Consider the following 26,342-nt stretch of genomic DNA (forward strand, 5'->3'; position numbering starts at 1 on the left):
GGCCTGCCCGCTGCCGGCGGGTCGCTCCCGTCCGGCCGGGCCCGTACGGCAAGGTCGCACTTGCGGTAGTGCAGCCATTCCTACCGCTGGGCGGTTACTTGCCGCCCAGTTCCGCCGCCACCAGCTCCGCGATCTGTACCGCGTTCAGCGCGGCACCCTTCCTCAGGTTGTCGTTCGAGACGAAGAACGCCAGGCCGTTCTCCGACGTCTCGTCCACGCGGATGCGGCCCACGAAGGACGGGTCCTGGCCCGCCGCCTGGAGGGGGGTCGGGATGTCCGAGAGGACTACGCCCGGCGCCTCCGACAGCAGCTCCGTCGCCCGCTCCACCGACAGCGGACGCGCGAACCGCGCGTTCACCTGGAGGGAGTGCCCCGAGAAGACAGGGACGCGGACACACGTGCCCGACACCTTCAGCTCCGGGATCTCCAGGATCTTCCGGGACTCGTTGCGGAGCTTCTGCTCCTCGTCCGTCTCGAACGAACCGTCGTCCACCACACTGCCCGCCAGCGGTACGACGTTGAACGCGATCGGGCGCTTGTACACCCCCGGCTCGGGGAAGTCGACCGCCGAACCGTCGTGCGTCAGCTTGTCCGCGTCCGCGACCACCTTCTGCGCCTGCCCGTGCAGCTCAGCCACACCGGCCACCCCCGACCCGGACACCGCCTGGTAGGTCGCGACGACCAGCGCTTCGAGCCCCGCCTCCGCGTGCAGCGGACGCAGGGCCGGCATCGCGGCCATCGTCGTGCAGTTCGGGTTGGCGATGATGCCCTTCGGGCGGTCGGCGATCGCGTGCGGGTTCACCTCGGAGACGACCAGGGGGACGTCAGGGTCCCGGCGCCAGGCGGACGAGTTGTCGATCACGACCGCACCCTGCGCGGCGACCTTCTCCGCCAGCGCCTTGGAGGTCGCGCCGCCGGCCGAGAACAGCACGATGTCGAGGCCGGTGTAGTCGGCCGTCGCCGCGTCCTCCACCGTCACACCGTCGAGGACCGAGCCCGCCGAGCGGGCGGAGGCGAACAGCCGCAGCTCGGTGACCGGGAACTCCCGCTCGACGAGGATCCTGCGCATGACCGTGCCGACCTGACCGGTGGCTCCGACGATTCCGACCCTCACGACGACTCCCTCTGCGCGATCTACGTGTTCCTGCGTGTTCCGCATGCGTGTTCCTGCATGCGTGCGGCTTTTTCCATCATGCGGCCGACCCCGGCCAGCCTGTCCAATTCTTTGCGTGTCATGCCCGAGGCGTGGGACGCGCGTCCCGGATCACTGGTTGCGGACCTGCGGTGCACACCCCCGCTGAGCTGGAGAAATTCGCCCCGCGCGGGCCTCGTACCGCAAGCTGTGCTGCCCGGCGCGGCGGTGTGACGTACACCTCTGAGGGTCGGTGCCCCGGCCGGTCATGTGCGGCAGAGCAGGAGCGGCATGCCCGTCAGGGCGCGTCGGCCCCGTCGGTCCCGTCGGCGGTCTCCGCGATGAGCCCCCGGAGGAAGGTCGCGATCGCGGCCTCGAAAGCCTCGGGGAAGGCCGGGTGCATGAACGCCAGGCTCGCGTCGGCCTGGAAGGCGGCGAGCAGCGAGGGGGCCGGACGGCTGCGGGTCCACAGGGCGCCGACGAGGATGATCACCATGTGCGCGGCGCGCAGCGCCCGTTCGTCGTCGAGTTCGGGGAGCAGGTCGCGGAGCTGCTCGGCGAGCCAGCGGATGGCGTCGCGCGAGGACCTCTTGTACCTGGTCGCGACCTCGACGGAGATGTTGTGCTCCAGGATCGCGTGCTGCACGCTCAGCAGCTCGCACAGCATCGGGTGGGCGGCGAACGTCGCGGCCAGCCGTGCCGCGACCTGGCGCACTCTCACCGGAGCCGGTGCGGACGGGTCGGTCCACTCGGCGAACGTCCCGGCGGTCTCGGCCCGGTAGCGGGCCGCCGCCTCGGAGAGCAGGTCGAGCAGCACCGCCTCGCGTGACTCGAAGTAGAGCGTCACGGCGGACTTCGACAGCCCGACCCGGCGGCTGAGCTCATTGAGGCTCACCGCCGCGACCGGCATCTCGTTCAGCATCCCGGCCGCGGTGTCCAGGATGCTCTGCCGCCGTACCGCGCGCTGCTCCTCGCTGCGTGCGCGATGGAAGGTAGCCACCCCGCGAGGATAGTCGACCGCCGGTCCATTGACTGTGGACCGGCGGTACATTAATTTCAATGTACCGCCGGTCCGCTATCTGTCCCGGCGGGCGGCTCGTGCCGTCGTCGAACGAGAGAAGGGGTACGCCATGAAGGCCACGGAGGCTGTCGACTGGGTCGACCCGGCCCGCTGGCGGGCCACGCCGGCGGCGGAGCGGTTGAGGCTGCTTCGTCTGGTCCAGGCGAACATCGACCGGCACTTCGACGAGCTGGTGGCGGCGGACTGCCGTGCGAAGGACATCGACCCCGCGAACCCGGCCGACGCCCACCAGGTGGGCACGAGCGTGCAGCGCGTCCTGGTGCCGCTGCCCTCGAACGTCGCGGCCGCCATCGACCTGTACGAGGGCCTGGTCCGCGGCCGCCCGCTCCAGCCGCTCGCGGTCACCCCTGCCGGGGACGGCCGCTTCGACATCCGGGTCTCCCCGCGGGGGAGGGACCGCCTGCTGGGCGGCGACCGGACCGACGTACTGCGCGTCGTCGGCGAGCCTCGCCGGGTGGACCCCTACGCGAAGCCCGGCGGCATCGTCGCCGTGCTCGGGGCGGGGAACGTCGCGTCGTCGTTCGAGATGATCCGGGCCCTCTTCGTCGACGGGTACGTGGCCGTTCACAAGCCCCATCCCCTCAACGAGGACGCCGACCGGGTGTGGGAGAAGGTCCTGCAACCGCTCGTCGACGTCCACGCGGCCTCCTTCTGCCCGGCCGACGAAGGGCCCGCCCTGACCCGCGACCCCCGCCTCTCGAAGATCTACTTCACCGGTGGGACCGCCTCCGCCAAGGCGATCATGCAGGCCGTCGAGACGGAGGCCACCGGCACCGAGCTGGTCTCCGAGTGCGGCGGCAACAACCCCTGCGTCGTCGTTCCCGGCGACCGTCCGTGGACCGAGCGGGAGATCCGCCACCAGGCGCTCCAGATCGCCACCATCGTCACGATCAGCGGCGGTTCGATCTGTGGCCGTACGCAGACCCTGGTGACGAGCCGGCACTGGCCGCAGCGGCGGCAGCTCCTGGACGCGATCACCGTCGCCCTGCGGGACCTCACGCCCGGCTCCAGCACCAGCTACCCCGGGGTCGAGGAGACCTTCGCGGCCTTCCGCGACGCCTATCCGGGCGGGCGGATCGTCCAGCCCACGGACGGCCGCCCCGCTTCCCGCGTCATGGTGATCGAGGACGTCGGCACCGAGGGATTCGCCCTCGAGAACGAGGCGTTCTGCCAGGTCATGAGTGAGGTCGCGCTCGACGTCGCGCCCGACGCCGGGACGTTCCTGCCCGCCGCCGTGGAGTTCGCCAACGAGAAACTCCTCGGCACCCTCGCCGCGACGATCCTCATCGACGAGGACACCAAGAAGGCCCACGCGGCCACCGTCGACCGCGCGGTCACGGAACTCCGCTACGGCGCCATCGGCGTCAACACGATGCCGCCGGTGGTGTGGACGAACCCCTACCTCATCTGGGGCGGGAACGAGGAGGGCCGCGAGTTCGTCTCCGGCCGCGGCAACTTCGGCAACCTCCTGGGATACGAGAACGCCGAGAAGTCGATCGTCGTCAGCGGCTTCACCTCGCCGGGCCACCTGATCATGACGAGCAAGCGGGGCTGGCTCGACCTGTCGACACGCTTCGCCCGGTACGCCGTACGCCCCACCTGGCCACGGCTGTTCGCCCTCGCCTTCACCGCGACGCGCGCGGGTTTCCGCCGGGCCGGTTCCTGACGCCCCCGCCGTCGGCCGCTTCCACGCAGAAAACGAGAAAACAGAAAGAAGGGCAATTCACATGGGGACATCGGTTCATGGGCGCGCCGTCGTGATCGGGGCCTCGCTCGCGGGACTTCTCACCGCGCGGGCCCTGCACGAGACCTTCGAAGAGGTCGTCCTCCTCGATCGCGACACCTTGCCGAATCGACCGGAGCCGCGCCGCGGGGTGCCGCAGGGCGGCCACGTGCACGGGCTGCTGACGCGCGGTATGCGGGAGATGGACGAGATGTTCGAGGGGCTGTCGGCCGAGCTGATCGGCCTCGGTGCGCCGGCCTTCGACGTGCAGGACGAGATGCACTGGTGGGTGGACGGGCGGCCACTGGCCACCGGGCCCTCCGGCCTGATCGGGCTGGGAGCCGGACGACCGTTACTCGAACTGGCGATCCGGCGCCGGGTCGCCGCGCTGCCGAACGTGGAGATACGTCCGGAGACCGCCGTCACCGAACTGGTGACGACGCCGGACGGCGGAAGGGTCGTCGGCGTGCGGGCGGTCGCCGCCGGTGAGGAGATCACCATCGACGACGCGGATGTGGTGGTGGACGCTTCCGGGCGCGGCTCGCGCACCCGCCACTGGCTCGGCCGGCTCGGTTACCCCGAGGTCGAGGAGCAGCGGATCGAGACCCAGGTGACCTATGTGACGCGCCGTTACCGACGTACGCCGGACCAGCTCGACGGCCGGTACGGCACCGCCGTCGCCGCCTACCCCGGACGTACGCGTGGTGGTTTCGCCCTCGCGCAGGAGGACGACGCCTGGGCCCTCAACATCAGTGGCCTGTTCGGTGAGGTCCCGCCGATGGACCACGACGGCATGGTCGCGTGGGCGGCGGAACTGGACTGCCAGGACGTCGCCACGCTCCTGCGCACCTCCGCCCCGCTCGGCGACCCGGTGAAGATGCGTTACCCGGCGAGCACCCGGTGGCGCTACGACCGGATGAGCCGCTTCCCGGCCGGCTTCCTGGTCACCGGCGACGCGATGTGCTCGTTCAACCCGGTCTACGGGCAGGGCATGACCGTGGCCGCGCTGGAGGCGACCATCCTCGGCCGCCTGCTGAAGGACGGCTCCGGGGACATGGCCGCCCAGTTCTTCACCGAGTCGGCGGCTGTCATCGACGTACCGTGGACCACGGTCGCGGCCAATGACCTGCGCTTCCCGGACACGGTCGGCGACCGATCCGCACTCGACCCGGGACCGGGCGCCTACCTGGACCGCCTGCGCACCGCCGCGGTCGCGGATCCGGTGCTGGCCGGCGCGTTTCTCCGGGTCGTCCAGCTGATGGACACACCGGCGGCCCTCTTCGAGCCCGACATCGCCGCCCGCGTCCCGGCCGGAGATCCGAGGAGCGACTCGTGAGTGGCCGACCGGAGAACTTGGGAGGCTGGAGCTCTCCGGCTCATGTGAGCCCGGGCGGAGCGGCCCGGGGCCGGTCCGTCGCGGACCGGGCCGACTCGACCGGGCCGAGTTGGTCCGCGATCGAGGCGCTCGACCCCGCCGTCGGCGCGAACTTGCGGCCGTGACCGCGCTTCGGGGTCCCCCGTCCCGTGCGGCAGTGGCCGCGCTTGGAGGTCCCTCGTACCGCCCTCTGAAAAATTTCTCCGCGCCGCACCGAACGTTTCCGGCGCCCTCGGCGTCGTAGGAGAAACGCGGCGAGGGGGAGGGTGCTGTGCTGCGCAGAAAGGCCCGGCGCGTCCAGGAGGACGAACACGGCGACCCGCTGGATCCGGTGCAGGAGCGCCGCGTCCGTGCGGTGCTCGCGCTCGGCGGTGTACCGCAGGCGGACCTGCTGGACGGGGTACAGCAGGTACGGCTGCGGCTGTTGGAGCGGACCGCGAGCGGGCGTGAGGCGCCGCGTGACGTCTCGGCGTGGGTGGCGGTCGTGGCCTCCAACCTCGCCATGGACTGGCATCGGGCCAAGCGCCGCCAGGAACGGCTGGGGGAGCGGCTCGCGTCGCTGCGCCAGCCGGTGGCCCACCCCTCCGGCGAGGAGACGAGCCTGCTCTCCCTCGCCGTCGCCCGGGGCCTTGACGAACTGCCCGACCCCCAGCGCCAGGTACTGGTGCTGCGCTTCTACGCCGATCTGCCGGTGCGCGGGATCGCCGAGGAGCTGGGCATCCCGGAGGGCACGGTCAAGAGCAGGCTGCACGCGGCGGTACGGGCATTGCGCACCCGCCTGCACGAGGACGAGGTGGTGTGACGTGGCCGCCGAATACGACGGCGTGGACGCCCTGATGGCCGCGCTGACCGACGATCCGCTGCCCGAAGAGGCCCTCACGGACGCCGACTTCATGGCCGAGCACTGGTCGGCGGCGGCCGATGTGGCGCTGCTGCGCGAGCAGTTGGGGCTCATCGGGGGCGCGCTGGCGACGCAGGAGCGCACGGAGACGGAGGCGGAGGCGGAATCGAAGGCTGTGCGGAAGCCGGTCCCCGCCCGGGTTCTCGTACGGCAGTGGCCGTACTGGCGTCCGCTGCGCACCCTCGCCCTCGGCGTCGCCGCCGTGACCGTCATGGGAACCCTGTTCACGGGGGCGGTGTGGCTCTTCTCGCAGGCCGGGAACGGGGCCGCGGACTCGGCGACGTCCGCGTCGGGCGACTCCGCGCCGTCCTACTCGCTCGACCCGCAGGGCGACGGCGACGAGGGCGCCAAGGACGGGATGGGGGTCGACTCGGGTGCGCTGAGCCACGCGGGATACCTGGCCTGCGCCCGCCTGGTCGTCGAGGGCACGGTCACCGCCGTGACCCCCGAGGCCGGCACCGGCCTGGACCGGATCACCCTGCGCGTGACCCGCTACTACAAGCCGGACAAGGGCCCGGCCGAGGTGACGTACGTGATGGACCGGGACGCACGCCCCCGGCCGGTCGTGGGCGGCCCCATGCTGATCGCCATCAGGAAGGGCAGCGAGGCCCCCGCCCTCTGGATCACCGAGGCGAAGCAGATCGCCGCCGAACGGGCCTCGATCACGGCCGCGTTGCCGGCCTCGCGCACCCTCACGTGCGACTGAACAGAAAGAGGCGGGCGCCCGGTACCAGGTACCGGCGCCCGCCCCCCATCACCTCACCGCAGGAACTACGGCGTGACCTTCTCGATCTTCACGTTGCCGATGCCGGCGACCGTGCCGTGCGCGTTCACCAGGGACACCTGGCCGAAGAACTCACGGCCCTCCGGGGCGACCGCCGAGGCGACGATGTTGCCGGAGACGGTCGTCGAGGCGCCCGTCGCGAGCTTCACCGGGGTGTCGGCGACCTGGATGGAGCCCAGGGCGGACGAGTAGAAGACGTCCTGGTAGTCGTACGCGGTCGTGCCGGCCGGGATCGCGTAGCCCACGACCTGGACGGTGTACGTACCGGCGGCGGGCGAGGCGATGGAGACCGCCTCCTCCGAGTCGCCGTCGGCGGAGAGGGCGACCTCGTTGCCGTCCGCGTCGTACACGTACAGGTCGAGGTCGGCGGCCGTGTCCGAGACGTTGCCGATGGAGACGTCCAGGGAGGCGGCGCCCTCGGGCACCTCGACCGTGGTGGTCTGGACAGCCTGGTCCTCGATGCTCGGACGGGCGTTCAGAGCCGAGCCGAGCGGACCGCCGGCCAGCTTGCCGTCGACCGCGGCGAGGTCGTTCGTCACCTTCCAGGAGGCGGCGATCGGCGTACCGACCTTGGCCTCGGGGACGGTCACGACGTCCGGGTCGAAGGTGGCGCCCAGGACGGTGGCGTCCAGCTTGTACGGGTTGTCGAGCAGCGGCGACGTACGGCGCGACTCGACCTCGATCTCCCAGACACCGGGCTGCGGGTCCGGGTACGAACGTACGTCGGGCGCGCAGCCGTTGGTGTTCGGGTAGTTGCTGTAGCAGTACGGCGTGCCCGTGTCCTCGACCGCGACACCGTACGGGTGGATCGAGATGAAGCGGGTCTGGCTGGTGGCGGCCAGGCCGCTGATCGCGACCTCGAGGGTCTTGGCGCCCTCGGGCACGGTCACGAAGTAGGACTGGGTGCTGTTGCGCTGCACCGAACCCGACGCGGAGAACGTGTACTTGAGCGGCTTCGAGACCACGACCGTGGTCATGATCTGCTTGTCGACGCCCACGGTCGTCGGGTCGTCGACCTCGAGGATCGCGCTCTTGATGCCGGCCGTGGCCGACTTCGCGGCGACCTTGACGGTGACCGGCTTGTTCAGCTCCAGCTTGACCTCGGGCTTGCCGACGATCTTGAAGGTGTCACCGGCGTTGTTCGCGAAGCTCAGCTCGTGCCGGACCGCCTTGGCGGGACCGGACGTACGCGTCACGGTGATCTCGTACGACTTCTTGACGCCGGCCTTGAGGCCGCCCTCGCGGTCGTAGAGGCCGGTGCCGAAGCCCGGGGTCTTCAGCGCGAAGTCGATCGCGGTGTCGACCGGGGCCTTGACGGTGTAGTCGGCGGCGGTGGCGCCGGACTTGATGGCCTTCCACGCGTCCACGATGTTGATGCGGCCCGCGCCCTCCTCGTACGCCTGCACACCACTGATGTGGTCGGCGGTCGAGGTCAGGGCCGTGCGGAGGTTGGCCGGGGTCAGGGCGATGCCCTTCTCCTTGGCGGCCGACAGCAGCAGCGCGGAGGCACCGGCGGCCTGCGGCGACGACATCGAGGTGCCCTGGAGCATCGAGTAGCCGGCCGGGAGGGTGTAGCCGGCCTGGGCGACCGGGGCGCCCGGCAGCCAGGTCTGCGTGGTGTTGATCGCGGCGCCGGGCGCGGTGATCGTCGGCGTGAAGCCGCCGTCCTCACGCGGGCCGCGCGAGGAGAACGGCATCATGGCGTACTTCTTCGTGACGCCCGAGCCGTAGTTGGCCGCCCAGGTCTCCTTGGAGATGGCCGCGCCGACCGAGATGACCTTGTCGGCCAGACCGGGGTCGCCGATGGTGTTGGCGCCCGGACCGGAGTTGCCGGCCGAGATCACGAGCTGCACGCCGTACGTGTCGATGAGCCGCGTGTACAGCTCGGCGCGCGCATTGTTGCCGTCGTTCAGCGCCGGGAGGCCACCGATCGACATGTTGACGATGTCGACGCCACGGTTGACGACGAGGTCGATCATGCCCTCGGTGAGCGCCACGTTGGTGCAGCTCGGGCCGAAGACGCAGGCGCGCGACGAGACGAGCTTCGCGCCGGGGGCGGCGCCGTTCATCTTGCCGCCGAACAGGCTGTTCGCGGCGGTGATGCCGGCGACGTGGGTGCCGTGCTCGCTGCTGATGAGGCCGATGTTGGCGAAGTCGGCCTTCTGGCCGACCCAGGTGCCGCCCAACGGGTCCATCGGGACGTCCTTGCGGATCTCCACGACGAAGGGCTGGCGCTCGGCGACATCGGTGGCCGGGTTGTCGGTACCGAAGTAGCCGATCTGGTAGCCGTCCTTGTACGGCTTCATCGGCGTGTCGTCGGTGAAGTCGTTGTTGCCGTTGACGTCGACGGTGACCGTGCCGGCCGCCGCGTCGTACAGGACGCCCCAGGTGTCGGTGGTGTCGCCGTCGCGGTTCACGTCACCGGCGGCGTCGCCGCCCGCGGTCGCGGACTCGCGGAACAGGTTCACCTGGTAGTTGCCCGCGGGCGCGGTCCAGGTCTTCCCGCCGAAGGTGAAGGTGGGACCGGCCACCGGGGTGATCATGGCGCGCCAGCTGGCGTCGCCGTCGAGCAGCGGGTCGGTGGAGGTGACCCAGTCGACGATCTTGCGCTCGCCGGTGGTGGTCTTCTGCAGCGCGGGGTGCGCCAGGTCGATACCCGAGTCGAGGATGCCGATGGTGATACCGCGGCCGTCCGCCTTCGGGTTCTTCTTCACGAAGTCGACGGCGCCCGTCTCGAAGGACGGGTTGTACGGGTTCACCGCGGGGGTGTTCTTGTCGGGCGCCGCGTAAGTGGTGGTGGCACTCGCCTGGGGGGCGGAGGCGGTGTCGGCACTCGGCGACGGGTCGTCCAGCGGGATGTCCTGCCGCAGGTCGATGCCGTGCACGGAGGACAGCTTCGCGGCGGCGGAGATGGCCGAGGAGGCCTTCCCCGTGGGGACGGTGGCGCGGACGTACCCGAGCTTGTCGTAGGTACGGCCGACGGAGCCGCCCTTGACCGCGTCCAGCTGCTCGGCGACCTGCTCGGTCTGGCCCGGGGCGGTGGCGATCATCATCGTGACGCTCTTGGCGCCGTCGGCCTTGGCCTCGGCGAGCAGGTCGGCGTCGGAGGAACCGAGCTTGTCGTGCGCCGACTTGACGGAACCGTCGGCCGGAAGGGCATCGGTCGCGGAGAAGGCCATGGGTATGGGCCCGGCCGCGGAGAGTGCGGCCACCAGTCCGGCGGCCACGGCTATGCGCGCCACTCGTCTCGCGCCCGAGATCGGTTCGCGCTGAGGGGTGAGGGTCATCGGCATCCCTTGTAGGTAAAGGAGCGTGCGTAGGTATGGGGGGCGTGCGTTGGGCGGCCGAGTTGATCGACCTTGGCCAAGAGGGTCCGGAATTGAGAGGCCGGACGATCACATAGCTTTACGTAAGGGACGGATGTTTGGGGATGGTTGACCGAAACTATATGAACGAGTGGGGAAAACCCGCGATCCGCTTTGACCGGATGCGGTCAGAATCGCGGTGCTTTGTACCCGACGTCGGAAAATCCACCTGAACCTTCCCGCCCTGCGCGCTAACGTCCCCCTATGCGCAAGACGTTGAGGGTCGCCGCGTACGCCGTCGTCATCCGGGACGGACAGATCCTGCTCGCCCGCAGCCCCGACGGCCGGGGCGGCCACGAATGGGTACTGCCGGGCGGCGGCATGGAGCACGGAGAAGACCCGTACGACACGGTCCGCCGTGAGCTGATGGAGGAGACGGGCTACCGCATCGACGTGACGGGCCTGCTGGGCATCGACTCCTTCCGCCACACCTCCACCCACCGCTGGCGCCGCCCGGAGGACCACCAGGGACTGCGCCTGGTCTACGAAGGCCTGGTCACCGGAGGCGAACTGCGCCCGGAGACGAACGGCTCCACCGACCTGGCCGCCTGGCACGACCTGGACGCGTTGGACGGGCTGACGAAGGTCCGGATGGTGGACATCGGGCTGGAACTGTGGCTGGAGCGGCCGGTCACGGGGCGGGCGGCGAAGGCCGGCGGCTAGCCTCCGGGAACAGGTTCAGTACCCCGTCAGATGAACACGGAGTGACCGACTCCGGGCCGTTCGCCGTGCGGTCGTGAACGGGCGAGGGGGCCCAAGATCCACGTACGGTGATCGGTGTCGCGCGTTGCTGTCGAGTTCACGCGCAGGTCATTCCCGGTGCCAAGCATCCAGAGTGAGCGGGACGTTCGCGACTGCGATCGCCCGTGACCACTTCCGACGCGTTCGCACTCGGGGAGATCGCGCCATGTCGCGCACACGCTCTGTCGCCAGCTCCACGCTGGGCGTCCATCGACGTACGGTACTCGCCGCGGCCGGGGCGGTGTCCGTCTCGGCGGGCGTCGGCTACGCGCTGAGGCCCAGTGACAGCCAGGCCGCGACGGCGGCCACCGCGGCCGAGGCCGTCGAGGGTCCGGTGGCCGTGTCCCGCCAGGCGGCACCGGCCGCGCTCGCCCCGTTCACCCGGGGCACCACCCTCAACACCGTCTCCGCGCCCCTCGGCTCGGGCGCCTACCGCCGGCTCGGCGACGGCCCGGCGTGGGGGCGGGTGGTGCGTACGGAGCTGGCGTCGGCGCACGCGGCCCGGGCCGCCCGCCGGACCACGATGGCGGCCTTCGTCCAGTTCACGGACCTGCATCTGACCGACGTACAGCACCCGTTGCGCCAGGAGTTCATGCGCTCGGCCGACATCCACGCCTGGCGCCCGCACGAGGCACTGTCGGTACAGGGCGCGATCTCGCTCGTGGAGCGAATCAACGCGTTGCGCGGAGCCCCAGTGACCGGCTCCCCGCTCCACTTCGTGATGACCACCGGCGACAACACGGACAACAACGCGCGGTCCGAGCTGGAATGGTTCATGAAGGTGATGAGCGGCGGGCGTATGACGCCCAACTCCGGTGACCCGCGCCAGTACGAGGGCGTCCAGAACAGTGGCCTCCCGCTGTACTGGCAGCCCGACACGGCCACCCGCGACACCGACAAGCGCCACGGCTTCCCGCACATCGAGGGCTTCCTGGAAGCGGCGATCCGCGAGGTCCGCAGCCCCGGCCTGAACCTGCCCTGGTACTCGACGGTCGGCAACCACGACTCCCTCCCCATGGGCTGCTACGCCTCCCACAGCGACCCGTTCCTGACCGACTACGCGGTCGGCGGCAAGAAGCTGATGGAGCTGTCGGCGGCCCGCAGCAAGGCCCTCCAGGCCGAGATCCGAAGCTCCGACGACCCGAAGGGCATCCACTTCCGGGAACTGATCCAGGCCCACACACGCGACCTGCGCTCGGTCACTCCGGACGAGAACAGGGCCCCGTTCACAAGGACGGAGTACCTGAAGGCACACCTGGACCCGGCGTACGCGGGGGTGGGCCCGGTGGGCCACGGCTACTCAACGGCGAACCTGGACTCCGAAACCCAGTACTACACCTTCCGCATCTCGGACGACGTGATCGGCATCAGCATCGACACGACGGACCCGGGCGGCCACTACCAGGGCTCGATAGGCTCGGCCCAACTGCGCTGGCTGGACCGCACGTTGCGCGAAAACGCGAAAGACGGCTCGTACGCGATCGTCTTCAGCCACCACACCAGCGAGTCGATGACCAACACCCACCGCGACCCGGCCCACCCGAACGAACGCCGCCACGACGGAGCGGACGTAGTGGCCCTGTTGGGCAGCCACAGCAACGTCCTGGCCTGGGTGAACGGCCACATCCACCGCAACGTGATCACCCCGCACTCGGCCCCCGACGGCCGCTCGTTCTGGGAGATCTCGACGGCCTCGCACATCGACTTCCCCCAACTGGCCCGCGTGATCGAGCTGACGGACAACAAGGACGGCACGATCTCGCTGTTCACGACGCTGGTGGAATCGGCGGCGCCGCACGCGACGAACTACGCGGACCTGTCCCAGACGGGGCTGGCGGCGCTGTACCGGGAGCTGTCGTTCAATGCGCCGGGGGCGCGGATGGATCTGTCGGGGGGTGCGGGGGATCGGAATGTGGAGCTGGTGCTGAGGAAGGGCTGAAGAGGTAGTCCTCCTCGGCGTCGTCGGGCGACGGCGGATACAGGTCCAGCACCACATCGATCCCCAGCAGGCCGATCTCCTTCAACAGGGCGGCAGGCAGGACACATCCGCCCTGGCTCTCGCTGCCGAAGCCGAGGAACAGATCGACCTCGCAGTCGCCGGCGAGCCGGCCGAGCGCCTCTTGGCGTCCGTCCAGCAGCCTGACCAGCACCGCGAGGTGCTCGTCGAGCCAGCGGTCGTTGGCCAGGCCGCTGGTGCGGATCCACACGGTGGAATCCCACCGGCGGGAGTCCGGATCGCGCGGGCTGATCAGGCTGCCCCGCTCGTAACTGCGGTCCGGCTCGATCCCCAACATCTCGGAGATGTTGCCCACGCTCATCGTCCGACTCGCGATCCGCAACGACCCGGCGGACCACTTGCCGTCCGGCATCGCCAACGAGTCCTCCATCCTCAGAGGCCGGAGGGCTCGTGGGGACGGAGGTGCGCGACGAAGACGGTCCAGGTGGTGGGGGTGAGGTGGAGGGCGGGGCCGGTGGGGTTCTTGGAGTCTCGGACGGCTATGCCGGGGGCGGCTACGAGGTGGGAGGCTTCGAGGCAGTTCTGGCCGGGGTCGCTGTACGAGGACTTGAACCAGGCGTAGGCGGAGGGGCGAGTCGGCATGGCTTACAGCTCTCCCTCGCGTACGTGGGTGACGAAAGCCGACCACGCCGTGGCGGGGAGCAGGAGGGCAGGCCCCGCCGGGTTCTTGGAGTCGCGGACGGATATGTCGACGGCCGGAGCGAGGGCGGTTGTCTCGACGCAGTTGTTGCCGGTTCCGTCGCTGTAGGACGACTTGCGCCAGGCTTCCTGGGGCGCGAGGTCGGAGGCGGTCGGGTGAGTGGGCATGGAATCTACAACTCTCGTTCTAGTCGGTGGAGGAAGGCGGAGGTGTCCTCGGGAGGCAGTGCCGAGGCCACCATCGAGTCGAAGCGGCGGGTGAAGCGGTCGACTTCGCGAGGCTTGTCCGACGTGGACATGGCCCCCCAGGCGTTGTCGGCCTGGACTCGCGGAGGCAGTTGATCGCCGAAGTCGAGAATCGCGAAGTCGTGCGCGGCGCGATAGCTCGATCGGAACGGCAACACCTGAATGGAGATGTGGTCCCAGGCGGACAATTTCTCGATCCGCGCGTACTGCTCGCGCATCACATCGACACCTCCAACCGGGTAGCGCAGAGCAGCCTCTCCAAGGATGACGCGGAGCCTCACGGGGTCCTCGCGGGTGAGTACTTCCTGGCGCTTCATCCGAACCTCCACGCTGCTGCGGATGAACTCCGAGGTGGTCTCCTCAACGGGCTTGTGCAGTTCGAGCACCGCTTGTGCGTACCCCGCCGTCTGGAGCAGTCCGTAGACCAGTGTCGGGTGGTACGCCCTCATGCTGCGGGCCTCGGGTTCGAGCCCGACGAAGCCGGGCATCCCCGCTGGCATTACGCCTCGATACTGCGTGATCCAGTCACGGTTGGCGGACTCCTTGTTGAGGTTGATCAACGACTCGACGACATCGTCGTCGGTGACGCCGTACCTGTCCAGCAGCTTCCGAAGGTCGCCCACGTTGCGGAAGTTGAGGGAGCCGGTCTCGATCCTCTGCAACGCGGCCTCGGAGATGCGTGTGCCCTGGATCGCCTGCTTGCGCGTGAAACCGGCCCCCCGGTCCCCGAGGCCGCAGTTCTCGCGCAACTGGCGTAGCTGAAGCCCAAGTTCGAGTCGCTGCCCCGTCCGCCCGCGCTTGGCTGCCATGTGCACCGTCCTAGTGTCCCTGTGCGTGTTGCTAACGTTGTGCAGCGAGTCTGACACGCTGTGTGCGCACCGCGCAGGCGATTGCGCAGAACTCCGCATAGTCCAATTTCATCCACGCTGAATATTCGAGTGGGTTTCGATTGCAGGTGGCTCGGAAGTCGGGCCACCTTGGTGGGGCATCCCGAGCCGAAAGGTGCCCCCATGCCTGACCTCCCCCAACCCTTCCCTGCCGTCCTCACTCACAACTGGACCTTGGGCTACCCCATGACCCCGCGAAGCGTCCAACTCGCCCGCCTACACGTCCGCCGCCGCCTCACCATGTGGAACTGGCCCGGCGACATCGAAGACGCCGTTCTGGTCACCTCGGAACTCGTCGCCAACGCCGTCGTGCACGGCAGAATCCCCGGCCACGAACTGCGCTTGCGCATCGCGGAGTTGGACGACAAGGCGCTCTGCATCGAGGTCTCCGACCCCGTCCTCGCGTTCCCAGAGGTCAGGCCCCGCACGCTCAGTGAACGAGGACGTGGACTGACCGTCGTACAGCAACTCACCGACTCTCTCGACTGGTTCATGCGCGCCGGCGTAGGCAAAACCGTCCGCGCCCGCCTCAACTCGCCCAACGGCTGAAAAACGCTCAACCGTCAAGACCTTGTCAACCTTCGGTCAAGTCGCCGTGTCCCTCCCTCCGACTGTCAGGAGCAACCGGAACAAGGGGGAACGGCATGTCAGCCAACAAGAGGCCGGTCAACAAGAGGCTGGTCGGAATGGCCGCGGCGATCGCCGTCGCGGCAGGCGCGTTCGCGGCACCCGCAGTGGCCGCACCGGCGGAACGGGGTGGGGGCCACGAAGCCACCCGCAAGGCCATGAACGCCACCGTCAAGGACGGCGTACCCGGCGTGGCCCTTCAGGCCAAGGACCGGCACGGGGTCTGGAAGGCGACCGCGGGGGTGGGCAACCTCAAGACGAAGCAGCCGCGCAGCGCCCACGACAACTTCCGCGCCGGCAGCATCACGAAGACCTTCATCGCGACCGTCCTCCTCCAACTGGAGGCCGAGGGGCGGGTCTCGCTCGACGACACCGTCGACAAGTGGCTGCCCGGAGTCGTCCGCGGCAACGGACACGACGGACGAAACATCACCCTCCGCCAGCTCCTCAACCACACCAGCGGCATCTTCAACTACACCGACGACGAGGATCTCCAGAGCGAGATCTTCCTCCCGGAGAACTTCTTCAAGAACAAGTACCGCACCTGGACCCCGAACGAGATCGTCACCATCGCCATGGGGCACCAGCCCGAGTTCGCCCCGGGCACCAGCTGGGGATACTCCAACACCAACTACACCCTCGCCGGCATGGTCATCAAGAAGATCACCGGCAACTCGTACGGCGACGAGGTCCGCGCACGCGTCATCGAGCCGCTCGGACTCCACGGCACCTACATGCCGGGTACGGACCACAGGGTCCCCCAGCCCAGCAGCCGCGCCTACTCGCAGCTCGCCGAGAACACCACCGGCAAGATCTACGACGTCACGGAGTTCAACCCCTCCGCCGCCAACTCCGCGGGCGAGATCATCTCCAACTCCGGTGACCTGAACCGCTTCTACTCGGCGCTCCTGCGCGGCAAGGTCCTGCCCGCGAAGCAACTCGCCGAGATGAAGACGACCGTCAACGCCGAGGTGGTCGACGGACGCTACGGCCTCGGGCTTATCGAGAACGAGCTGAGCTGCGGGGTCACGATCTGGGGCCACAGCGGCGGCATCCACGGCTCCAGCTCCTTCGCGGGCACCACGGCCGACGGCAAGCACTCCCTCGCCTTCAACTTCAACGGCGACTGGAGCGGCGACCCGGTGAAGGTCGTCGAGGCGGAGTACTGCGGCAAGAAGTAGCGTCGGCACGGCATTAATCACACAAAGGCCGAATAACTCCTAACCCGCACAATCCTCGCAACCTTCCGATCGCTCACCCCGTCACACCTCCTGAGCAGCAAGAACGGCAAGGGAGTACGACATGTCAACACGCAAGGAGCTGGTCGGAATCGCCGTAGCGGTCGCCGTCGCGGCGGGGGTGCTCACCGCGCCCACCACCGCCGTGGCGGCGCCCACCGAACGACAGGCCGGCACCCATGACGCCACCCGCAAGGCCATCGACGAGGTGGTCAAGTCCGGCGTCACGGGTGTCGTCGTCGAGGTCGCGGACGAGTGGGGCGTCTGGAAGGCGACCGCCGGGGTCGGCAACCTCAAGACCAAGCAGCCACGCAACGCCGACGACCGGTACCGCGCCGGCAGCATCACGAAGACCTTCATCGCGACCGTCCTGCTCCAACTTGCCGCAGAGGGACGGCTGTCGCTCGACGACACCGTCGACAAGTGGCTCCCCGGAGCCGTCCGAGGCAACGGCCACGACGGACGGAAGATCACCGTCCGCCAGCTCCTCAACCAGACCAGCGGCATCTACGACTACACGGAGGACGACGCCTTCCAGCTCGCGATCTTCCTGCCGGAGACCTTCGCCAGGAACCGGTACCGCACCTGGACACCCGCCGAACTCATGACGATCGCCATGAGCCACAAGCCCTACTTCACCCCGGGCACCTCCTGGGCCTACTCCAACACCAACTACCTGCTCATCGGCCTGATCATCAAGAGGCTGACCGGCAACTCGTACGGCGAGGAGGTCCGCCGGCGCGTCATCGAGCCGCTCGGCCTGCACGGCACGTATATGCCGGGTACGGACCCCACCCTCCCGCAGCCCAGCAGCCGCGCCTACTCGAAGCTCGCCGGGAACCCGTCCGGCACGATCTACGACGTCACCGAGATGAACCCCTCGTGGGCCAACGCGGCCGGCGACATCATCTCCACCACCGGCGACCTGAACCGCTTCTACTCGGCCCTGCTGCGCGGCCAGGTCCTACCGGCCGCCCAACTCGCCGAGATGAAGGTGACGTTCCCCGCCCCACGGGTCGAAGGCGACTACGGCCTCGGCATCTACGTGCGCGAACTGACCTGCGGAATCAAGGTCTGGGGCCACAGCGGCGGCCTCCACGGCTCCAACTCCGAGGCGGTCACCACGGCCGACGGCAAGCACTCCCTCGCTCTCAACTTCAACGACGACTGGGGAGTCGGCAGCACGAAGATCATCGAAGCGGAGTTCTGTGGAGGTCCGTAGAGACGGAGGGTCGTAAAGCAGGAAATAACCCAATAGCTCGTATCGTGATCGGCGCAGGGCCCCAGCACCAGTGCACCGAGTCCCTCCGGCGCACGCACCACGGAAAGGCCGCTCCAAGCCGATGAAAATCGACATCTTCAGCGAGATCCAGGGCCCGCGCCCCTGGCAGGGTGACGATCACGAACACCAGCGCATCAGCCAGACCCTCGAACAGGCCGTCCTCGCCGACGAGCTGGGCTACGGCTGCTGGTGGCAGGTGGAGCACCACGGCGCGGAGGAGTTCAGCCTCTCCTCCGCGCCCGAACTCCTCCTCGCCGCGATCTCCCAGCGCACCAGCCGCATCCGCCTGGGCCACGCCGCCGTACTCGCCCCGCCCCAGATCAACCACCCCATCCGGATAGCCGAACGCGCCGCCATGCTCGACCAGTTGAGCGGCGGACGCGCCGAGATCGGGCTGACCCGCTCCACCCCGCCCGAGTGGCGGCTCTTCGGCGCCGACCCGGAGACCGTAAGGGACCGCGTACAGGACGCCTTCCAGACCGTCCCGCGCATGTGGACCGGCGACCGCAGCGCCAGCGGCGGCGTCCCCGTGCTCCCCGCCCCCTACCAGCGCCCCCATCCGCCGCTCTGGCAGGCCGCGTCCAGCCCGGTGTCCTTCGAGGAGGCCGGACGGCGCGGAGTCGGAGTCCTCGGTACGACCCTCTGGGAGCCCCTCGACCGGGTCGCGCGCCTCGTCGACCTGTACCGGGCTGCAGCCGCCAACTGCACCGACCCGGTAGGCGCGTTCGTCAACAACCAGGTCGCCTTCTTCACCTTCGTGCACTGCGCCGAGACCGACGAGGAGGCCATGCAGAGCGGTGCGGCTGCCGCCGCGGCCTGGTACACCGCCCGCGCGCTCACCTTCTTCGAGGCCGCCGGTGCCTTCATGGAGACCATGGAACGCGAGCAGCGGATCGCCGCCGATCCTTCAGGGGGCGGACTCGCCGGGGAGTTCATCAGACGCGAGACCGCTGCCGCCGGTGCGCCCAGCCCCGCCCTGGTCGCCATCGGCCGCATCCTCCAGGGCGAACAGGTCCCCGACGACGAGCTGTTCGACGCCCTCGCCGCCCAGGACTCCCTCATCGTCGGCAGCCCCGAAACCTGCCGCAAGAAGCTGCGCGCCTACGCCGACCTGGGCATCGACCGCCTGATGTGCTTCCACCAGGTGGGAGCGCTCCCCGCCGACGCGGTGACCCGCAGCATCCAGCTGATCGGCGAACTGATCCCGGAGCTCGACCAGGGCTGATGGGATTTGGGCGGTACTGAGTACCGCGGTACCGCCCAAATCCGCCACTGACCCATTCGATCGAGCCAGGTGCCTATTTGGCCAACTCGTGCAGAAATAAAGGTTGTTACGTTGCTCGCGCTGCCGATCCACGGCAGCAGCACGCTTCGCCCGCAACGTAAGTCACGGCAGCAGGCCGAGCCGGAGCAGAGGACGGCGGCCGACATCGCATCGGCAACTCACACATACATGTCCATGAAGGAATCGGCATCCATCGTCCACGGGTTGGCTTCGGCGACGGCGGTCGCAAGCCTCCTCGCGGCGACAGTCGTCATCGTGCTCGGTTTCATCGCGCGGGAACGGATGTCGAAGTCGTCACGAGGACGTCGCGGACAGGAAGGCGGACAGGGAGACGGTCAAGCGGCCGGTGAAGGTATGCGGGCGGCCCTGTTCGGCGGCCTTGCCGCAGTACTCGGCCATGGTGTCGGTTCCGCTGTGAACGGAGAGTGGACCGCCTCCTTCTCCATCGCACTCGCCGTCCTGATCTATGCCACCGCCCTGCAATTCCTCACCACGACATTGATCTGGCGCGGTTGGGTAGCGAAGGCACGCGGACGCGCGGTGGCGGTCGCCGCACTGCTTGTCCTCTTAGGCAGCGCGACCTCGGCTTACACCGGTTGACGCCGCCTGTGTACAAACACGAGGAGGGGCCCCCGGTCACCCGGAGACCCCTCCTCTCCCCTCCTGGTGCTGCCCGGTCCGTCACTACCTGGGCAGTACCACGACGTACGCCGCCGGCTCGCGGTCCCCCGACGCCATAAGAGCCGTACGTACGACAGTTGCCTGCTGTTCGATCGCCTCGCGGAGCTTGCGCGGGGTGATGTGGACGACCGTGATGCCCAGCCGCTCCAGGTGCTCGCGCTTGCGGGCGTACTCCGACCACAGCGCGTCGTCCTCCTCGCGGTGGCCCGGGCGCGGGGCACGGGTGTCCAGCTCCACCGCCACCGCGTGGTCGGGCCAGTAGGCGTCGAGGCCACCGAGGCACGGGCCGCCGGGCAGGCGCAGATCGACGTTCCAGACCGGGTCCGGGAGGCCGTGCTCGCGCACCATCCGGTAGAGGCGGTCCTCCGCGATGGCCCGGCCCTCCGCGAGCAGGGAGTCGACGGCGTCCACGACATGCGGTCGGCTCAACAGCCGGGCCTGGTTCAACTCCCGTACCACCGACGCCGGTTCACAGTGTCCGCCGCGCACCGCGTCGGTCAGCAGCCGGCGTACGGCACCCGCGTCCGTGAGTCCGGCCACAGCGTCGGCGAGGGCGCGTGCGACCGGCGCGACCGGGAGCCCCTCGATCACCTCGGGCGTCGGCAGGGCCGAGGTGCGGAGGATGCGGACGCAGCCCGTCGAGCGGAGACGGCGCAGCCGGGGGACCAGGACGTCGAAGGCGTCGAGGGAGAGGAGTGGCGGCGCGGATGAGAAGCCGTGCAGGGCGAGTGCGGCCAGGCCGGTGATCATGGCCTCGGTGTAGACCGGACGCCCGCGCTCCCGGTACGGCTCCTCGCAGTCCGGCTGGGCCGGGATCCCCGTCGTCGCCGCCCGCTCCTTCGCCGCGTACAGCAGTACCGCGTGCAGCCGCTCCTCGCTGGTGGGCGGCGCCGGGTGCAGCAGGAACACGCCCGGCAGGAGCTGCTGCCAGGGCCCGCCGGACCGGCACTGCTCGTTCGCCTCGGCGGCCGTGACGCCGTGCACCCGCAGCTGGGCGGAGGTCAGTACCCGGCGTTGTACGTGTGACAGGTGGCGGAGGGGGCGGGGGCTCGGGGAGAGCGGGGTGTTGTGGGTCATGACTCCGGCTTTCCCGTGTCCGATCCGTCCCCTAACCGCTGTTACACGCCCGTCGACAATTCCGGACAAGCTCGCCCTAAAGTGCAAGCGTTCGAGTGCCGAAAGGCGCTGGTCCATCCGGGGGTTACGGGGACGAGTGACCGGGTTCGGTAACGGTGGGATCGGACGGGTCTGAGAGGTCCATGCCAGGTGGCCAGTGGCGGATCAGGGCGTCGGCGCCGTGCAGGGCGTCGGCGAGGCGGCCCTCGGCGGTCGGGTGCGCCGGTCTGGTGCGGTACAGATCGTCGAGTTCGAGAATGGCGCGGGCCAGGATCTCGAAGTCCCGCAGGATCGTCTCGAGTTGGGGCAACGCCGTGTCACCGCGCCGGGCGGCCAGTACGGCGGCGTTCCACTGGGCCCGCTCCAGCTTCCGCTCCAGTTCGTGCCGGTCGGGCAACTGTCCGCCGCCGAACAAGTCCCCCCGTACCGCGCGGGTTTCGAGGATCGCCCGGGAGGCGTGGAGCATCCGCTGCACCAGCCGGCCCGCATGGCTGTCGAGGTCCCGCATGGTCACGTAGTGATGGCGCATCCGCCGTACGACCGTGGCGCTCGACGCCACTCCCCAGCGAACGGGTCTGCCGAGGTGAGGAGTTGGGTCGTTCCAGTAGGGCGCGGAGTCGAAGGCGGCCGGGCGCCGATAGGTGAGCCGGTGTAAATGCCGCCACTTCTCGTACGGCAACTCCGGGTCCAGTAAGACGGGTTGGGCCGGAGGATGGTGCGCGTGGTCCGGTGGATAGCGCTCGACGAGCGTGCCGATCGCCGTCGACCCGGCGGTGGCCGGGGAGGGCGGTAAGGCGCCCTCCCCGGCCACCGCCACCGCGTCCCCGGCGCTCCCGGCCTCCTCGTCCAGCCGTGGCAGCACTTCCGTGGTCAACACATTTGCCGCCACCGCGAGTTCGCGTGCCCTTGCCGCGTCCGGATGTGCGGACGCCATCACCAGCAGTGCCCCCGTGATACGCCGTAGTCCGCGCACCAACTCGTCCACGCGCGCGTCGACTTCGGACTCGAACACTTCGACTTCCCCCCTTGCAGGACCTTCACTTCTTTCTCAACATCACCGTCCCCGGCACCCCAGGGGCACACCTGCTCCAGGGGTGCCTTCTCAAACCACCAATTTGTTCGGTCATAGCACTGCTGTCACATCGCACGCCTGTGCGCGCAGCGCCCGCGCCAGATCGTCCCGAGCTTCCAGGACCAGACGCCGCAGGGCAGGCGCCGCGTCCGCCCGGTTCGCCAGCCACTCGTCCGTCGCCGCCAGCGTCCCCGGCGAGTCCTGGAGGGACGGGAACAGGCCCCGTACGACATCCATCCCGATCTGGATCGAACGGTCGGCCCAGATCCGCTCGATCACCGCGAAGTACCTCTCCGCGTACGGCGCGAGCAGCTCCCGCTGCGAGCCCTGGACGAAGCCCGAGATGGTGGCCTCGACGAGGGCGTTGGACAGGGAGTCCGACTCGACGACCTGCGCCCAGGCCTGCGCCTTGACGGCCGCCGAGGGGCGGGCGGCGAGACAGCGGACCTGGTGGCGCTTGCCGGACGCCGTGTCGTCGCGGGCGAGTTCGGCGCCGAGCGTCTTCTCGTCGGCGACACCGTGCGAGGTCAGCGGTTCCAGGAACGCCCACCGCACCTCCTGGTCGACGTCGAGGCCGTCGATCTTCGCCGTGCCCTCCAACAGCCCCTGGAGCAGCTGGAGATCGGCCTCGCTGGAGGCCACGGCCGCGAAGAAGCGGGCCCAGGTCAGCTGGTGCTGGCTCCCCGGTTCGGCGAGCCGCAGTTCCTTCAACGCGCCCTCGGCGAGCAGGCGTTCACCAATCTCCCGCCAGTCGGGGGCCGCGTAGTGGGTGAGCGCGGTGTTGGCCCAGGCGTGCAGCATCTGGAGGACGCCGATGTCCGACTCGCGCCCCGCGAACCGCAGCACCATGTCGATGAAGTCCCGGGCCGGCATCAGCGCGTCCCGCGTGAGGTTCCACAGCGCGGACCAGCACAGGGCGCGGGCGAGCGGGTCGGTGAGGTCCCCGAGCTGCGCGCGGAGCGTGTCCAACGAGCCCTCGTCGAACCGGATCTTGCAGTACGTCAGGTCGTCGTCGTTGACGAGCACCAGCTCGGGGGCGTCGCTCCCGGCCAGCTCCCCGACGACCGTACGGGGCCCGTCGACATCGACCTCGGCACGCGCGTACCGCTCCAACGCCCCTTCCGCGGAACGCCGGTAGAGCCCGACGGCCACCCGGTGCGGCCGGAGTTCAGGATGCGACTCGGCGGCCTCCTGGAGCACGGCCAGCTCGGTGATCAGCCCGTCCGCGCTCAACAGCACCTGCGGGGTGAGGGAGTTGACCCCGGCGGTCTGCAGCCAGGCGCGCGACCAGGAGGCCAGGTCCCGCCCGCTGGTCTCCTCCAGCGCCGACAGCAGATCGCCGAGGCGCGTGTTGCCGTACGCGTGCCGCTTGAAGTACCGCCGCGCGCCTTCGAGGAACGCGTCCCGTCCGACGTACGCCACCAACTGCTTGAGTACGGAGGCGCCCTTGGCATAGGTGATGCCGTCGAAGTTGAGCTTGGCGTCCTCCAGGTCGCGGATGTCGGCCGTGATGGGGTGTGTGGAGGGGAGCTGGTCGGCGCGGTAGGCCCAGGACTTGCGGTTGTTGGCGAAGGTGACCCAGCCGTTGGTGAAACGGGTCGCCTCGACGAGCGAGAAGGCGCCCATGAAGTCGGCGAAGGACTCCTTGAGCCACAGGTCGTCCCACCACTCCATGGTGACGAGGTCGCCGAACCACATGTGGGCCATCTCGTGCAGGATGACGTTCGTCCGCCGCTCGTACGCCGCTTGCGTCACCTTCCCCCGGAAGATGAACTCCTCGCGGAAGGTGACGAGTCCTGGGTTCTCCATCGCGCCGAGGTTGTACTCGGGCACGAACGCCTGGTCGTACTTCCCGAAGGGATACGGGTAGTCGAAGTGGTCGTGGAAGAAGTCCAGCCCCTGCTTGGTGACGAGGAAGACGTCGTCGGAGTCGAAGTAGGGGGCGAGACCCTTGCGGCACATGGCACCGAGGGGGATGTCGAGGGTCGTACCGTCGGCGAACGTACGCGAGTACGAGTCGGTGACGTAGTGATAGGGGCCCGCGAGGATGGCGGTGATGTAGGTGGAGATCGGCTTGGTCTCACCGAACCGCCACACACCGTCGACCAGTTCCCCGAGCCCGTTGCTCCAGGCGACCCAGCCCTCCGGGGCGCGCACCTCGAACCGGAAGGGTGCCTTCAGGTCGGGCTGCTCGAAGTTGGCGAAGACACGACGCGAGTCGGCGGGCTCGTACTGCGTGTACAGATACACCTCGCCGTCCTCGGGGTCGACGAAGCGGTGCAGGCCCTCGCCGGTGCGGGAGTAGGCGCACTGGGCGTCGACCACCAGCTCGTTGTCGGCGGCGAGATCCTCCAGCAGGACGCGCGTGCCGTCGAAGACGGCCCCCGGGTCGAGATCCCGCCCGTTGAGGGAGACGGCCGTGACAGCGGGCGCGACAAGATCGGCGAAACTGGCGGCACCGGGCTCGGCACACCGGAACCGAATGGTGGTCACGGACCGAAAAGTCCGAGGCCCGCCACCGTTCTCCGAGTCCCCCACGGCGGACCGCACATCGAGGAACACCTCGTACCCGTCGACGGACAGCAGGGCGGCCCGCTCCCGGGCCTCGTCGCGGGACAGATTCTCACCGGGCACCGAGCACTCCCTCGATTGTCATCAGTACGGCCGACCAGCACCGATCCTGCCACGCACCACTGACACCGGACACCCGGGAATGCGATGGTGGCGGGGATACGTTCCCTGTTCAACGCATACCTTTCCTAGGAGACCCATGTCCGAGACGACCTCGACCAAGACCCCCGTCGACTTCTGGTTCGACCCGCTCTGTCCCTGGGCCTGGATGACCTCCCGGTGGGTCCTGGAGGTGGAGAAGGTCCGTGACATCGAGGTCCGCTGGCACATCATGAGCCTGGCGGTGCTCAACGAGGACAGGGTCGACGAGCTGCCCGAGGAGTACCGCGAGATGCTCAAGGTGAAGGCCTGGCAGCCTGTACGCGTGGCGACGGCGGCCGGGCAGAAGCACGGCGCCGACGTCCTCGGCCCCCTCTACACGGCCCTCGGCACGCGCATCCACAACAACGGTGAGGACCACCTTGAGGCGATCGCCGGCGCCCTGGCGGACGTCGGCCTGCCCGCCGACCTGATCGACTACGCCGGGCAGAAGGACTTCGAGTTCGACGCCGAGCTGCGCGCCTCCCACAAGGAGGGCATCTCCAAGGTCGGTCAGGACGTCGGCACCCCGGTGATCGCGGTCCCCGGCGCCGACGGCGAGCAGATCGCCTTCTTCGGCCCGGTAGTCACCCCGGCGCCGAAGGGCGAGGAGGCCGCCAAGCTCTGGGACGGCACCCTCCTGGTCGCCTCGGTCCCCGGCTTCTACGAGATCAAGCGCACCCGCACGAAGGGCCCGGACTTCAGCAACCTCTGAGCCGCACTCCGGTGAGCATGTGTCGGACGGTCGGGCCCCGTGAGTTCCTCTCTCACGGGGCCCGACCGGTGACCGACCCCGTACGCAAAGTCCGAGTATCCCGTCGGTAAAGTCCGCTCATTGCCGGTGCCCTGGTGAGGGCGTGTGCGGGAGGGGCGGGGCGGTATGAGCGGTGACGCGGCGAGTGACGGGTCCTGGCAGATCGACGAGACGGAGGGCGGGCAGTTGGCGGCGCGCTGGTGGAAGTGGGCGCTCTCGGCTCCCGACAGCCGCAGCCCGGTGAAGGACACCACCGGTGAGCACGCCGGCTGGAAGCAGCCCGCCGACCTCTGGTTCCTCGCCGGAACCTACGGGGGTCGCGTCACCCGGCGCTGTGAGGTGCCGTCCGGGCGGCCCCTGTTCTTCCCGGTGATCAACATCCAGCACACCCGCCTGTACTCGAAGGAGCCGCAGACGCTGCCTGTCGAGGAGGCCTCCGCCTTCCTCAACGGCAGCCCGCTGCCCCTGCGGGAGTTCGCGTCCCCCTGGTTCCGGGCCGGACTGATGAGGCGCGTCGCCTGGGGGATCTGGGGTGGCATCGCCCCGCTGGTCCCGGGCCAGTACGTCCTGGAGATCAAGGGCACCGCCCGGAACGGATTCTGGGTCGACACGACGTATCACCTCGCCGTCGTGGACAACCCGGAATGACGGGGGGAGGCCCCCGCGAGTCACGTCCTCGCGGGGGCC

Annotated in this window: 23 protein-coding genes; 13 read left to right on the plus strand and 10 right to left on the minus strand. The window is 69.2% G+C overall.

What is annotated here, in order from left to right:
• Nucleotides 1-94 precede the first annotated feature (94 nt).
• Together ACWCRB_RS30740 and ACWCRB_RS30745 are read right to left on the minus strand one after the other, a co-directional pair.
• The gene (locus ACWCRB_RS30740) at nt 95-1,114 is read right to left on the minus strand and encodes an aspartate-semialdehyde dehydrogenase (RefSeq protein ID WP_450999147.1); all 1,020 of its coding nucleotides are present in this window, start codon (nt 1,112-1,114) and stop codon (nt 95-97) included.
• A gap of 316 nt (nt 1,115-1,430) precedes the next feature.
• Complete coding sequence (locus tag ACWCRB_RS30745) at nt 1,431-2,132, minus strand: TetR family transcriptional regulator (protein ID WP_450999148.1); 702 nt, start codon at nt 2,130-2,132, stop codon at nt 1,431-1,433.
• Nucleotides 2,133-2,262: 130 nt separating this feature from the next.
• On the opposite strand from ACWCRB_RS30745, the gene ACWCRB_RS30750 reads away from it, so the two are divergent.
• The 4 genes from ACWCRB_RS30750 to ACWCRB_RS30765 all read left to right on the plus strand — a co-directional run bounded on the left by ACWCRB_RS30750 (nt 2,263) and on the right by ACWCRB_RS30765 (nt 6,918).
• Entirely contained in the window at nt 2,263-3,879 is a 1,617-nt protein-coding gene (locus tag ACWCRB_RS30750; protein ID WP_450999149.1) for an aldehyde dehydrogenase family protein, read from the plus strand.
• A gap of 61 nt (nt 3,880-3,940) precedes the next feature.
• On the plus strand, nt 3,941-5,272 hold the full coding sequence (locus ACWCRB_RS30755; protein ID WP_450999150.1) for an FAD-dependent oxidoreductase: 1,332 nt from the start codon (nt 3,941-3,943) through the stop codon (nt 5,270-5,272).
• A 310-nt stretch (nt 5,273-5,582) separates the two neighbouring features.
• The gene (locus tag ACWCRB_RS30760; RefSeq protein WP_235479097.1) at nt 5,583-6,113 is read left to right on the plus strand and encodes an RNA polymerase sigma factor; all 531 of its coding nucleotides are present in this window, start codon (nt 5,583-5,585) and stop codon (nt 6,111-6,113) included.
• Nucleotide 6,114: 1 nt separating this feature from the next.
• A complete protein-coding gene (locus ACWCRB_RS30765) occupies nt 6,115-6,918 on the plus strand; it encodes a hypothetical protein (protein WP_450999151.1) in 804 nt (267 codons plus the stop codon).
• Between the two features lie 65 nt (nt 6,919-6,983).
• Here ACWCRB_RS30765 and ACWCRB_RS30770 read toward each other — a convergent pair whose 3' ends face one another.
• Entirely contained in the window at nt 6,984-10,283 is a 3,300-nt protein-coding gene (locus ACWCRB_RS30770) for a S8 family serine peptidase (RefSeq protein ID WP_450999152.1), read from the minus strand.
• A 282-nt stretch (nt 10,284-10,565) separates the two neighbouring features.
• Here ACWCRB_RS30770 and ACWCRB_RS30775 point away from each other — a divergent pair, with 282 nt between their 5' ends.
• Together ACWCRB_RS30775 and ACWCRB_RS30780 are read left to right on the plus strand one after the other, a co-directional pair.
• On the plus strand, nt 10,566-11,024 hold the full coding sequence (locus ACWCRB_RS30775) for an NUDIX hydrolase (protein ID WP_450999153.1): 459 nt from the start codon (nt 10,566-10,568) through the stop codon (nt 11,022-11,024).
• 244 nt (nt 11,025-11,268) lie between these two features.
• On the plus strand, nt 11,269-13,041 hold the full coding sequence (locus ACWCRB_RS30780) for a TIGR03767 family metallophosphoesterase (protein WP_450999154.1): 1,773 nt from the start codon (nt 11,269-11,271) through the stop codon (nt 13,039-13,041).
• Here the strand turns inward: ACWCRB_RS30780 and ACWCRB_RS30785 are convergent.
• From ACWCRB_RS30785 to ACWCRB_RS30800, 4 genes are read right to left on the minus strand one after another with little or no spacing between them, the layout of a single operon-like run.
• Nucleotides 12,962-13,489, minus strand: coding sequence for a DUF4279 domain-containing protein (locus tag ACWCRB_RS30785; RefSeq protein ID WP_450999155.1), 528 nt, complete (start codon nt 13,487-13,489; stop codon nt 12,962-12,964). The two genes, ACWCRB_RS30780 and ACWCRB_RS30785, sit on opposite strands and share 80 nt — an antisense overlap.
• A gap of 2 nt (nt 13,490-13,491) precedes the next feature.
• The gene (locus tag ACWCRB_RS30790; RefSeq protein WP_450999156.1) at nt 13,492-13,701 is read right to left on the minus strand and encodes a DUF397 domain-containing protein; all 210 of its coding nucleotides are present in this window, start codon (nt 13,699-13,701) and stop codon (nt 13,492-13,494) included.
• Nucleotides 13,702-13,704: 3 nt separating this feature from the next.
• Nucleotides 13,705-13,926 carry a DUF397 domain-containing protein gene (locus ACWCRB_RS30795; protein ID WP_450999157.1) on the minus strand — a complete coding sequence of 74 codons (222 nt, stop codon included), beginning with the start codon at nt 13,924-13,926 and terminating at the stop codon, nt 13,705-13,707.
• Nucleotides 13,927-13,931: 5 nt separating this feature from the next.
• Nucleotides 13,932-14,813, minus strand: coding sequence for a helix-turn-helix domain-containing protein (locus ACWCRB_RS30800; RefSeq protein WP_450999158.1), 882 nt, complete (start codon nt 14,811-14,813; stop codon nt 13,932-13,934).
• A gap of 201 nt (nt 14,814-15,014) precedes the next feature.
• Here ACWCRB_RS30800 and ACWCRB_RS30805 point away from each other — a divergent pair, with 201 nt between their 5' ends.
• From ACWCRB_RS30805 to ACWCRB_RS30825, 5 genes are all read left to right on the plus strand, one after another.
• Nucleotides 15,015-15,440, plus strand: a complete 426-nt coding sequence (locus tag ACWCRB_RS30805; RefSeq protein ID WP_450999159.1) for an ATP-binding protein — start codon at nt 15,015-15,017, stop codon at nt 15,438-15,440.
• A gap of 95 nt (nt 15,441-15,535) precedes the next feature.
• A complete protein-coding gene (locus tag ACWCRB_RS30810; protein WP_450999160.1) occupies nt 15,536-16,699 on the plus strand; it encodes a serine hydrolase domain-containing protein in 1,164 nt (387 codons plus the stop codon).
• Between the two features lie 121 nt (nt 16,700-16,820).
• On the plus strand, nt 16,821-17,978 hold the full coding sequence (locus tag ACWCRB_RS30815; RefSeq protein ID WP_450999161.1) for a serine hydrolase domain-containing protein: 1,158 nt from the start codon (nt 16,821-16,823) through the stop codon (nt 17,976-17,978).
• A 121-nt stretch (nt 17,979-18,099) separates the two neighbouring features.
• Complete coding sequence (locus ACWCRB_RS30820) at nt 18,100-19,263, plus strand: LLM class flavin-dependent oxidoreductase (protein ID WP_450999162.1); 1,164 nt, start codon at nt 18,100-18,102, stop codon at nt 19,261-19,263.
• Between the two features lie 111 nt (nt 19,264-19,374).
• Nucleotides 19,375-19,923 (plus strand): hypothetical protein, encoded by a 549-nt coding sequence (locus ACWCRB_RS30825; protein WP_450999163.1) that lies wholly within the window; start codon nt 19,375-19,377, stop codon nt 19,921-19,923.
• A gap of 84 nt (nt 19,924-20,007) precedes the next feature.
• Here the strand turns inward: ACWCRB_RS30825 and ACWCRB_RS30830 are convergent, their stop codons facing one another.
• From ACWCRB_RS30830 to pepN, 3 genes are all read right to left on the minus strand, one after another.
• Entirely contained in the window at nt 20,008-21,081 is a 1,074-nt protein-coding gene (locus ACWCRB_RS30830) for a hypothetical protein (protein WP_450999164.1), read from the minus strand.
• Between the two features lie 124 nt (nt 21,082-21,205).
• Nucleotides 21,206-22,132 carry a hypothetical protein gene (locus ACWCRB_RS30835; RefSeq protein ID WP_450999165.1) on the minus strand — a complete coding sequence of 309 codons (927 nt, stop codon included), beginning with the start codon at nt 22,130-22,132 and terminating at the stop codon, nt 21,206-21,208.
• Between the two features lie 111 nt (nt 22,133-22,243).
• Nucleotides 22,244-24,826 carry an aminopeptidase N gene (gene pepN / locus ACWCRB_RS30840; protein WP_450999166.1) on the minus strand — a complete coding sequence of 861 codons (2,583 nt, stop codon included), beginning with the start codon at nt 24,824-24,826 and terminating at the stop codon, nt 22,244-22,246.
• A gap of 136 nt (nt 24,827-24,962) precedes the next feature.
• On the opposite strand from pepN, the gene ACWCRB_RS30845 reads away from it, so the two are divergent.
• Entirely contained in the window at nt 24,963-25,616 is a 654-nt protein-coding gene (locus ACWCRB_RS30845; protein WP_450999167.1) for a mycothiol-dependent nitroreductase Rv2466c family protein, read from the plus strand.
• 165 nt (nt 25,617-25,781) lie between these two features.
• A complete protein-coding gene (locus ACWCRB_RS30850; RefSeq protein ID WP_450999168.1) occupies nt 25,782-26,303 on the plus strand; it encodes a hypothetical protein in 522 nt (173 codons plus the stop codon).
• The last annotated feature ends 39 nt before the right edge of the window (nt 26,304-26,342 follow it).

The sequence above is a fragment of the Streptomyces sp. NPDC002156 genome (genome assembly GCF_053593675.1).

Excerpts from the sequence above, each read along its gene's own strand:
- ACWCRB_RS30750 (WP_450999149.1), top strand. The coding sequence starts at position 2,263 with ATGAAGGCCACGGAGGCTGTCGACTGGGTCGACCCGGCCCGCTGGCGG.
- ACWCRB_RS30755 (WP_450999150.1), top strand. The coding sequence starts at position 3,941 with ATGGGGACATCGGTTCATGGGCGCGCCGTCGTGATCGGGGCCTCGCTC.
- ACWCRB_RS30770 (WP_450999152.1), bottom strand. The coding sequence starts at position 10,283 with ATGACCCTCACCCCTCAGCGCGAACCGATCTCGGGCGCGAGACGAGTG.
- ACWCRB_RS30775 (WP_450999153.1), top strand. The coding sequence starts at position 10,566 with ATGCGCAAGACGTTGAGGGTCGCCGCGTACGCCGTCGTCATCCGGGAC.
- ACWCRB_RS30780 (WP_450999154.1), top strand. The coding sequence starts at position 11,269 with ATGTCGCGCACACGCTCTGTCGCCAGCTCCACGCTGGGCGTCCATCGA.
- ACWCRB_RS30785 (WP_450999155.1), bottom strand. The coding sequence starts at position 13,489 with ATGGAGGACTCGTTGGCGATGCCGGACGGCAAGTGGTCCGCCGGGTCG.
- ACWCRB_RS30790 (WP_450999156.1), bottom strand. The coding sequence starts at position 13,701 with ATGCCGACTCGCCCCTCCGCCTACGCCTGGTTCAAGTCCTCGTACAGC.
- ACWCRB_RS30795 (WP_450999157.1), bottom strand. The coding sequence starts at position 13,926 with ATGCCCACTCACCCGACCGCCTCCGACCTCGCGCCCCAGGAAGCCTGG.
- ACWCRB_RS30800 (WP_450999158.1), bottom strand. The coding sequence starts at position 14,813 with ATGGCAGCCAAGCGCGGGCGGACGGGGCAGCGACTCGAACTTGGGCTT.
- ACWCRB_RS30805 (WP_450999159.1), top strand. The coding sequence starts at position 15,015 with ATGCCTGACCTCCCCCAACCCTTCCCTGCCGTCCTCACTCACAACTGG.
- ACWCRB_RS30810 (WP_450999160.1), top strand. The coding sequence starts at position 15,536 with ATGTCAGCCAACAAGAGGCCGGTCAACAAGAGGCTGGTCGGAATGGCC.
- ACWCRB_RS30815 (WP_450999161.1), top strand. The coding sequence starts at position 16,821 with ATGTCAACACGCAAGGAGCTGGTCGGAATCGCCGTAGCGGTCGCCGTC.
- ACWCRB_RS30820 (WP_450999162.1), top strand. The coding sequence starts at position 18,100 with ATGAAAATCGACATCTTCAGCGAGATCCAGGGCCCGCGCCCCTGGCAG.
- ACWCRB_RS30830 (WP_450999164.1), bottom strand. The coding sequence starts at position 21,081 with ATGACCCACAACACCCCGCTCTCCCCGAGCCCCCGCCCCCTCCGCCAC.
- ACWCRB_RS30845 (WP_450999167.1), top strand. The coding sequence starts at position 24,963 with ATGTCCGAGACGACCTCGACCAAGACCCCCGTCGACTTCTGGTTCGAC.
- ACWCRB_RS30850 (WP_450999168.1), top strand. The coding sequence starts at position 25,782 with ATGAGCGGTGACGCGGCGAGTGACGGGTCCTGGCAGATCGACGAGACG.